Origin of the sequence: Streptomyces sp. ISL-94 (genome assembly GCF_018614075.1) — a bacterium.
Taxonomy (GTDB): domain Bacteria; phylum Actinomycetota; class Actinomycetes; order Streptomycetales; family Streptomycetaceae; genus Streptomyces.
In genome coordinates this window covers 1-8,245 of sequence record NZ_JAGGOZ010000144.1, presented here as the reverse complement: position 1 = coordinate 8,245, position 8,245 = coordinate 1, and the positions used below count along the sequence as shown (strand labels likewise).

Below are 8,245 nucleotides of genomic sequence, written 5' to 3'. Positions count from 1 at the left end.
CGGACCCGCCCGGCTTCGCGGTCCGCCCGCACCGCATCGAGCCGGTCTTGAAGCACCTGCAGGCGGCGGGCCTTGGCGAACCACTCCCGCTTGCCCCGGTATCCGCCAGGGGCACGCTTGCTGCCCTTCTCCCCGACGGGCAGCGACAGCCGGTGCTCGATCGTCTTGACGCCTGCTTCGAGGTTCTGGACGTGCGCTGCCTGGCCGCGCCGGGCGAGTGCCCACTGGTCGTGGGTGGCCTTGGTGATCGCCCCGGCCCACCGCGACGACGACAGCGCCGTCAGCTCCCGCTTCCGGACCGCCCACGTGTCGCCGGAGTGCTCCAGCCCATCAGCACACCGCGTCCTGAGGTCCTTCGAGGCGAGCGAGCCCAGGTGCGCGCCGACCAGGGCCAGCACCTCCTCATCCCCGGGCGACAGGTCCTTCAGCCGGGTCCGTACCGCGACACCCGTGGGCCCGAGCGCGACGAACGGCGCCGACAACTCCCGCAACCAACCCACCACCCAGCACCCACCCCGGTACCGAAAGAACCCATCCCCCACCCAACGACCACCCCCAACAAAGGTCACCCATTCGATACAAGAACCTCCGTTCCCGCCCGGCATCGACCCACCACCACGGACGAGGCACTCACTAATCCACGCCAGAACACACTCAAACCCAGTCACCAGACAGCAGTTCCAACCCCCGACATCCAGGCGGGCGCCGAGGCCGTGAAGTCCGGGGGCGGGAAGCTGCGGATGGAGCCCGTGGACGTCATGGGCGAGGGCCGGCTCGCGCAGTGCACCGACCCGCAGGGTGCGGAGTTCGCCATGTGGCAGCCCGGGAAGACGGCCGGGTTCGGGCTGGCCTCCGCCGACAACACGCTGGTCTGGGTGGAGCTGCACGTACCGGACCCGGCCGCGGCCCTCGGCTTCTACTCCGCGCTGTTCGGGTGGAGGCACGCCGAGATGCAGGCGCCCGGGATGACCTACCGGGTCCTCAGCACCGCCGACGGGGACCAGCAGGACACCTCCTTCGGCGGGATCGCACCGCAGCAGGGGCAGGGTGAGCCGTCGCGCTGGACGCCGTACTTCAACGTCCCGGACGTCGACGCCACGGTCGCGGCGGCCACGGCGAACGGCGGGTCGGTCGTCATGCCGGCGTCGGACGTCCCGGAGGTCGGGCGGATCGCGTGGCTGGCGGACCCGGCGGGGGCGGTCTTCGCCCTGCTGAAGCCGAACCCGCAGATGTAGGGGCGTCCCACCGGGCTATTTTCCGAGGTACTTGGGCGTTCGGCGCTCCACGAAACTCGCCACGCCCTCGTTGGCGTCGGCCGTGGTCATGTTGATCTCCTGGGCGGTGGCCTCGGCCGCCAGTGCGGCTGCCCGGTCGCCGTCCAGTGAGGCGTTGACCAGCTGCTTCGTCATCGCGATGGCCCGGGTGGGGCCCTGCGCGAGGCGCTCCGCCCACGCGCGGGCGGTCTGCTCCAGCTCCTCGGCCGGGACCACCTTGTTGACGAGGCCGAGGCGCTCGGCCTCGGCCGCGGGGACGGCGTCGCCGAAGAACATCAGCTCCTTGGCCTTCTGCGGGCCGAGGAGGCGGGGGAGCAGGTAGGCGCCGCCGCCGTCGGGGACCAGGCCGCGGCGGACGAACACCTCGATGAACCGGGCCGTTTCGGCGGCGATGACGAGGTCGCAGGCGAGGGCGAGGTGGGCGCCGATGCCGGCGGCCGTGCCGTTGACGGCGGCGATGACCGGCTTCTCGCAGTCGAGGACCGCGGTGATCAGGCGCTGCGCGCCGAGCCGGATCATGCGGGCCACGTCACCGGCGACGCGCTCACCGCCGCTGCTGCCCTGAGCGGGGGGCGCTCCGCGGAGGTCGGCGCCGGCGCAGAACCCCTTGCCGGTGGCGGTGATGACGACGGCGCGGACCGCCGGGTCGGCGGAGGCGTCGGCGAGCAGCGCGATGACGCGCTCGCGCTGGTCCCAGGTGACGGCGTTCATGGCGTCGGGGCGGTTGAGGGTGATCCAGGCGACGCCGCTGTCGGTGCGGTGGAGGACTTCGTCCTCGGGGGCGGGGGCGGGGGCGGGGGTGGTGGTCATGGGCTGAACTCCCGTTCGGGGTGGTGGAATACCGATCTGGCGGTGCGGTTGCCGGTCGTGCCGCTGCGCGGGGCCTTCCCCCACCCCGCCCCTTCCCGAAACCGGGCTCGGCCCGGCCCCGGTCCTCAAACGCCGGACGGGCTGAACACCTGGGGCTCCGCCCCGGACCCCGCGCCTCAAACGCCGGCGAAGCTGGATGTGGCCGGCGTCGCATGCCTGGCGGGCTGGATTGCGCAGAGCGCAATTTCAGCCCCGCCGGCGTTTGAGGCGCGGGCGCGGGCACCGTCAGCGGCAGATGGCGAGGGCGTCCAGCGCCACCGCTCCCTGCCCCCGGGGCAGGACCATCAGGGGGTTGATGTCCAGCTCGGAGAGTTCGTCGCCCAGCTCCAGAGCCATCCGCTGGATCCGCAGGACGACCTCCACCAGCGCGTCCACATCCGCCGGCGGAGCCCCCCGCACGCCCTCCAGAAGCGCACGGCCGCGCAGTTCCCCCAGCATCGCCCGCGCCTGGTCCTCCCCGAACGGCGGCACCCGCACCGCCGCGTCGTGCAGGACCTCCACCAGGACCCCGCCCAGCCCCACCGTCACCGTCGGGCCGAAGAGGTCGTCCTGGGTGACGCCGACGACCATCTCCACCCCCCGCTCCACCATCTGGCATACCAGGACCCCGTCCAGCGGCACGTTCTCGTAGCGCGCGATGTCGGTCAGCTCCCGGTACGCGTCGCGGATCTGGCTCGCCGAGGTCAGGCCGATCTTGACCAGTCCCAGTTCCGTCTTGTGGGCCAGCTGCGGCCCCGAGGCCTTCATCACCACCGGGTAGCCCACGAGCCCGGCCGCCCGTACCGCGGCCGCCGCGCTCGTCACGAGCTGCTCCCGGGGCACCCGGATCCCGTACGCCCGCAGCAGCTGCTTCGCCGCGTGCTCGCTGAGCTGCTGTCCGGGCCGCATCAGGGCCTGCGCCTTGCGGTACGAGGGCGAGGGCGTGCGCGGTGCGTCCTCGAAGGGGGAGCGGTAGGACGCGGTGAAGCGGTGGTGGCCGAGGTAGGCCCGTACGGCGGTGATGCAGTTGCCGAACGTACGGAAGGTGGCCACGCGGGAGGAGCCCAGCAGCACCCTCCGGTAGGCGTCCTCCGTGCCGACCGGGGAGCCCCAGATCACGCAGATCAGCTTGTCCGAGGCTTCGGCCGCGTCCACCAGGTCCTGGGCGAGCCTGTCGCTCATCGGGGGGAAGGGGCCGGTGATCGGACAGATCAGGACGCCCACCGCCGGGTCGGCGAGGATCGCGTCGATGATCTTGCGGCCGCGCCAGTCGCCGACCGGGTGGCCGCCGTTGTCGACGGGGTTGGCGACGTTCAGGTACTCCGGGATCCACTGGTGGAGCTCGTCCTGCCTGGCCCGCGAGAGGGTGGGCAGGGTGAGTCCGGCCTCCGTGGCCAGGTCGGAGAAGTGGGCTCCGGTGCCGCCGGAGATGGAGTAGACGACGACCCCGTCGGCCTGGGGTTTACGGGCCCGGGCGAGCAGCGCGGCGGTGTCCTGGAGCTCGTCCAGGCCGTCGACGCGGATCACCCCGAACTGCCGCATCGCGGCGTCCACGACGGTGTCCGCGCCGGTCAGCTTCCCGGTGTGGGAGGCGGCCATCCGGGCGCCGGTCTCGGTGCGCCCGACCTTGACGGCGACGACGGGGACCCCCTTGCGTGCGGCCCGGTCGGCGGCCAGGAGGAAGGACCGGCCGTCCTTGAGGCCTTCGACGTAGCAGGCGATGGCCCCGACCTCGGGCTGCTCGGCGAAGTAGGAGATGAAGTCGGAGGTCTCCAGGTCGGCCTCGTTGCCGGTGGGCGCCCAGTGCGAGAGCCGTATGCCGAGCTCCTGGAGGGTGTAGACGGGCCGGCCCTGGTGGCCGGACTGGGTGATCAGCGCGATCGCCGGGCCGTCGAGGTCGTCGCGGAACTCCTCGAAGGCGTTGAGGTTGGTGTTGGGGCCGAGGAGGCGCAGGCCGGAGCGCTGGACGGCGGCGGAGAGCCGGGCCTGGGCGGCGGCGCCCGCGTCGCCGGTCTCGGCGAAGCCGGAGGCGAAGGCGACGGCGAACTTCACCTTGGTCTCCGCCAGTTCCTCGATGACGGGCAGCGGGTCGGCGACGAGGAGGACGGCGAGGTCCACCTGTTCGGGAAGCTCGGCCACGGAGGCGTGGCAGGGCAGCCCGAAGACGGTGGGGCGGGTGGGGTGCACGGGGTGGATCCGGGCACCGACGCGTTCCGCCCAGGCGATGAGCTGGCGGGTGATGCCGGTGTTCGGTCTGCCCTCGGCGTCCGAGGCGCCGACGACGGCCACGGACTCGGGCCGGAAGAACCGGTCCAGGTCGGGCACGTCGGCGTGCAGGGGCCGTCCGCTGACGTCCACGGCGACCGCGTCCTCCGCGGTCGGTGCCGCGGTGGAGTGGACGGCCGTCCTGGGGGACTCCCCGCAGGCGTGGACACGTGCGCGGAAGTCGGTGGTGAGGGTGCCGTGAGTAGATCCAAGCATCGTTCCGCCCGCTCCTGCTCGATGAACCTCGATGGAACCTCAACTCAATAGCTGACGCGTAGTCAGATTACTGAACTGACGAGCCGTCAGGAACAGGGCTGCGCAGGAAAGCTGGTGGAGGTGGTGTGTGGAACGGTGTCAGGTCCCTCTGTGGAACGGTGTCAGATCCCTCCGAGAGCGGTCCAGAGTGCGGTTTCGGCCGCGGTCAGCTCCTCGTGCGGAGGCTTCGGGCCACCGCCTTGGCGATCTTCTCCGCGTCCAGGGCCATCTCCCGGAACATCCCGCTGATGGGGTTGGAGAAGCCGGTGAAGTACAGGCCCGGGGCCTGCGCCGGGGTGCGGGCGCCGTGGGTGCGCGGCCGCCCGCGCTCGTCGAGCACGCCGTCCAGGTGGCCCACCAGCCCCTCCAGTGCGCGCCGGTACCCGGTGGCCGCGATCACCGCGTCCGGAGCGATCCGCGTCCCGTCCGCGAGCACCACCTCGCCGCCCTCGAAGGACTCCACGGCGGCCACCGGCTCGACCTGCCCCCGCCGTACGGCGTCGATCAGGCCGACGTCCTGGACCGGGATCGCCCCCTGCCTGACCCCGCTGTACAGGCCGGAGGAGGGCCGCGGGAGCCCGTACGCCGACAGGTCCGGCACGGAAGCCCTGGCGACGAGCGCGCCCAGCCGGTCCACGAGCGGCACGGGCAGCCGGCGTACGAGGATCCCCGTGCGCTGGGCCGGCCAGCCGGCGGTGGAGCGGCGGACGATGTGCGGCGCGGTGCGCACGGCGAGCCGCACCCGGGCGGCCCCGCCCTCGGCGAGGTCGACGGCTATCTCGGCGCCGGTGTTGCCGACGCCGACGACGAGGACGTCCTGGCCGGCGTACGGCGCGGGCTCGCAGTAGTCGGCGGCGTGCAGCAGCCGGCCGCCGTATGTGTCGCGGCCCGGCCAGTCGGGGAGCGCGGGCGTGTGGTTGAAGCCGGTGGCGACGACGACCGCCCCCGCCGTGAGCTCCCGGCCCCCGGAGGCGTGCAGGATCCAGCCGTCCCCGTCGGGCGCCTGCTCGATGCGGGTCACCTCGACCCCGGTGACCAGCTCCAGCTCGTGGAACTCCGCGTACTTCTCCAGGTAGCGCACGACGTTGTCGCGCGCGACCCAGCGCCCGAAGCGGCGCGGCATGGCCAACCCCGGGAGGGCGGAGAGCCGGCGCGTGGTGTGCAGGTGGAGCCGGTCGTAGTGGCGCCGCCAGGAGGCGCCGACCGCGTCGGACTTCTCGACGACCACCGCGCGGACCCCGCGGGCGCGCAGCGCTGCCGCTGCGGCGAGGCCGCCGGGGCCGGCGCCGATGACGTACACGGGGCGCGGCTGGGTGGTCATGTCAGGTGCTGTGGGGAGTCCGGGCATGAGGTGTGAGCGTATCGCCACGCTGGGTTGATGGGTCTCGGACGAGGAGGGAATCGATTGCGGATCGATCACGGGTGGCGGTGCGCCCGGCGCGGCTCTGCGGCACGGCGGACCGAACGCTGACAAAGTGGGGCATCCCGGCCCCTCGGAGAGGAACGCGCGATGTGGCAGCCCGACGGGTGGGACGTCCGCGTCCGTCTCGGCGTCCTCACCCCGCAAGCCGATGTCGGCCCCGAGTCGGAACTGCGCGCCATGGCCCCGCTCGACGTGGGCCTGCACACCGCCCGGGTGCCGTTCGGCGGGATGGGGCGGGGCGGCGTGATGGACCCCACCATTCCGCTCGCCCCCGTGCGGGCCTTCTCGGAGCCGCCGGGGGTGGACGAGGCCGCCGGGCTGCTGGCGGCCGCGCCGGTGGCGGCGATCGCCTTCGCCTTCACCAGTTCCGCGTACGTCATCGGCGCACGCGCCGAGGCGCACATGCTGGCCCGGCTGCGCGAGCGCGCCCAGGGCCTGCCGGTGGTCGCCACCTGCGCCGCCACGGTCGACGCGCTGCGCGTCCTGGGTGTCGGGCGGCTCGCCCTGGTCGACCCGCCGTGGTTCGACGAGACGCTGAACGACCTGGGGCGCGGCTATTACGAGGAGGCCGGGTTCGAGGTCCCGTACGCCGCCCCGTGCGGCCTGCCCAGCGGGCAGGCGCTGATCCGGCCGGACGCCCTCCACGACTGGGTGGCCGCGCAGGTTCCCGACGCGGCCGAGGCGGTGGTCGTCGGCGGCAACGGCTTCCGTGCGGTCGGCGCGATCGAGGCCCTGGAGGCCACGCTCGGCCGCCCGGTCCTGACCGCGAACCAGGTCCTCCTCTGGGCGGCCCTGCGCGCGGCCGGTGCGCCGGCGGAAGGGATCGAGCGGTACGGCAGGCTGTTCACGACCGCCTAGCCGGAGCCCTTGCGCGATCGCCCCGGATCCGCTGAACTGACGTACCGTCAGATCAATGGGGTGTGGGTGGGTGACCGATCAATGCAGACCGTGCAGACCGTGCAGACCATGCAGACCGTCTGGCTCAGCGGTGCCGAATGGCTCGCCGTGCTCCGGGTGGGCCTCGGCCTGTGGTGGCTCGAAAGCTGGCGGCACAAGGACAAGAAAGGCTGGTTCGAGCGCGGCACCGGCATGGCCTGGGCCGCCGATGTGGCCGGCAAACACCGCTGGCCCTTCGTGAAGGGCGGCTTCGAGAAGATCGTCCAGCCCCGGCCCCGCCTGATGGCGTACATCGTCGTCTACGCGGAACTCGCCCTCGGGCTGGGCCTGGTAGTCGGCTTCCTGACCCCGGTCGCGCTGGTCGGCGGGCTGCTCCTGAACCTGCTCTACCTGGTGCTGATGATCCACGACTGGGCCGAGCAGGGCCAGAACGCGATGATGGCGCTCATCTCGCTGGTCGCCCTCTTCGCCATGGCCTGGCAGACGTGGTCCCTGGACGCGGCGATGGGACTCTTCACATGACCGGGCCGGTGCGGCACGACCTCCCCGAGGCGGACGAGTTCACCCACCCCTACTGGGCCGCGGCGGCGGAAGGCCGCCTCCTCCTGCGCCGCTGCGCGGACTGCGGCCGGGCGCACCACTACCCGCGCGAGTTCTGCCCGTTCTGCTGGGCGGGGGAGGACCGCGTGACGTGGGAGGCGGCGAGCGGCCGCGCGACCCTCTACACCTGGTCGGTGATCCACCGCAACGACCTCCCGCCGTTCGGCACCCGCGTCCCCTACACAGCGGCGGTCGTGGACCTGGCGGAGGGCCCCCGCATGATGACGGAGATCGTGGACTGCGCCGCACCCGACCTCCGCATCGCCATGCCCCTCCGGGTCACCTTCCGCGAGGCGGCGCAGGACCTGTGGGTCCCGGTGTTCACACCGGCGGCCGCGTAGGCGCAAACGGCCTGCGGCCCGCCCTCTGGCGCACGCTCCGGTCCGCACGCTCCGGTCCGGGCGCTCGCCCAGATCCGTGGGCGGGTTTACGGCCGCCCGACGGCGGCCCGGGCGAACCTGCGGACCAATGGCAAGGGAGATGTCGTGAACCCACCGCTGTCAGTCAGTGGCAGAGCCACGACCACCGGAACCCGCTACGAGTATCAATGTCAGTGGTGGGCTGGATGGGCCTTATAACCTCTGCGGACTTCACAACTGTCCCTGGGGGATCATTTTGTCTGCCCGTTCCACCATCATTCCCATATGGGCCTGCCTCGCCGCCCTAGGTCCTGTCTGGAGTC

Annotated in this window: 7 protein-coding genes and 1 pseudogene; 4 read left to right on the top strand and 4 right to left on the bottom strand. The window is 72.5% G+C overall.

Features of this window, described 5'->3' with window-relative positions:
• A pseudogene (locus J7E94_RS33740) lies at positions 1–500 on the bottom strand (IS200/IS605 family accessory protein TnpB-related protein); the annotation flags it as partial.
• Positions 501–740: 240 nt separating this feature from the next.
• On the opposite strand from J7E94_RS33740, the gene J7E94_RS33735 reads away from it, so the two are divergent.
• The gene (locus J7E94_RS33735; protein WP_215020632.1) at positions 741–1,235 is read left to right on the top strand and encodes a VOC family protein; all 495 of its coding nucleotides are present in this window, start codon (positions 741–743) and stop codon (positions 1,233–1,235) included.
• Positions 1,236–1,250: 15 nt separating this feature from the next.
• Here the strand turns inward: J7E94_RS33735 and J7E94_RS33730 are convergent, their stop codons facing one another.
• The 3 genes from J7E94_RS33730 to J7E94_RS33720 form a co-directional block, all read right to left on the bottom strand.
• Positions 1,251–2,084, bottom strand: coding sequence for an enoyl-CoA hydratase/isomerase family protein (locus J7E94_RS33730; protein ID WP_215020631.1), 834 nt, complete (start codon positions 2,082–2,084; stop codon positions 1,251–1,253).
• 285 nt (positions 2,085–2,369) lie between these two features.
• Positions 2,370–4,604 carry an acetate--CoA ligase family protein gene (locus J7E94_RS33725; protein ID WP_215020630.1) on the bottom strand — a complete coding sequence of 745 codons (2,235 nt, stop codon included), beginning with the start codon at positions 4,602–4,604 and terminating at the stop codon, positions 2,370–2,372.
• Between the two features lie 205 nt (positions 4,605–4,809).
• Complete coding sequence (locus tag J7E94_RS33720) at positions 4,810–5,964, bottom strand: NAD(P)/FAD-dependent oxidoreductase (RefSeq protein ID WP_251057629.1); 1,155 nt, start codon at positions 5,962–5,964, stop codon at positions 4,810–4,812.
• Between the two features lie 189 nt (positions 5,965–6,153).
• On the opposite strand from J7E94_RS33720, the gene J7E94_RS33715 reads away from it, so the two are divergent.
• The 3 genes from J7E94_RS33715 to J7E94_RS33705 all read left to right on the top strand — a co-directional run bounded on the left by J7E94_RS33715 (position 6,154) and on the right by J7E94_RS33705 (position 7,904).
• A complete protein-coding gene (locus tag J7E94_RS33715) occupies positions 6,154–6,924 on the top strand; it encodes a maleate cis-trans isomerase (RefSeq protein ID WP_215020628.1) in 771 nt (256 codons plus the stop codon).
• 108 nt (positions 6,925–7,032) lie between these two features.
• Positions 7,033–7,485 carry a DoxX family membrane protein gene (locus tag J7E94_RS33710; protein WP_215020633.1) on the top strand — a complete coding sequence of 151 codons (453 nt, stop codon included), beginning with the start codon at positions 7,033–7,035 and terminating at the stop codon, positions 7,483–7,485.
• On the top strand, positions 7,482–7,904 hold the full coding sequence (locus tag J7E94_RS33705; protein ID WP_215020627.1) for a Zn-ribbon domain-containing OB-fold protein: 423 nt from the start codon (positions 7,482–7,484) through the stop codon (positions 7,902–7,904). Before J7E94_RS33710 ends, J7E94_RS33705 begins: the two co-directional genes overlap by 4 nt.
• The last annotated feature ends 341 nt before the right edge of the window (positions 7,905–8,245 follow it).

Coding starts and splice junctions, on each gene's coding strand:
- J7E94_RS33710 (WP_215020633.1), top strand. CDS start 7,033: ATGCAGACCGTCTGGCTCAGCGGTGCCGAATGGCTCGCCGTGCTCCGG.
- J7E94_RS33730 (WP_215020631.1), bottom strand. CDS start 2,084: ATGACCACCACCCCCGCCCCCGCCCCCGCCCCCGAGGACGAAGTCCTC.
- J7E94_RS33705 (WP_215020627.1), top strand. CDS start 7,482: ATGACCGGGCCGGTGCGGCACGACCTCCCCGAGGCGGACGAGTTCACC.
- J7E94_RS33715 (WP_215020628.1), top strand. CDS start 6,154: ATGTGGCAGCCCGACGGGTGGGACGTCCGCGTCCGTCTCGGCGTCCTC.
- J7E94_RS33725 (WP_215020630.1), bottom strand. CDS start 4,604: ATGCTTGGATCTACTCACGGCACCCTCACCACCGACTTCCGCGCACGT.
- J7E94_RS33735 (WP_215020632.1), top strand. CDS start 741: ATGGAGCCCGTGGACGTCATGGGCGAGGGCCGGCTCGCGCAGTGCACC.
- J7E94_RS33720 (WP_251057629.1), bottom strand. CDS start 5,964: ATGACCACCCAGCCGCGCCCCGTGTACGTCATCGGCGCCGGCCCCGGC.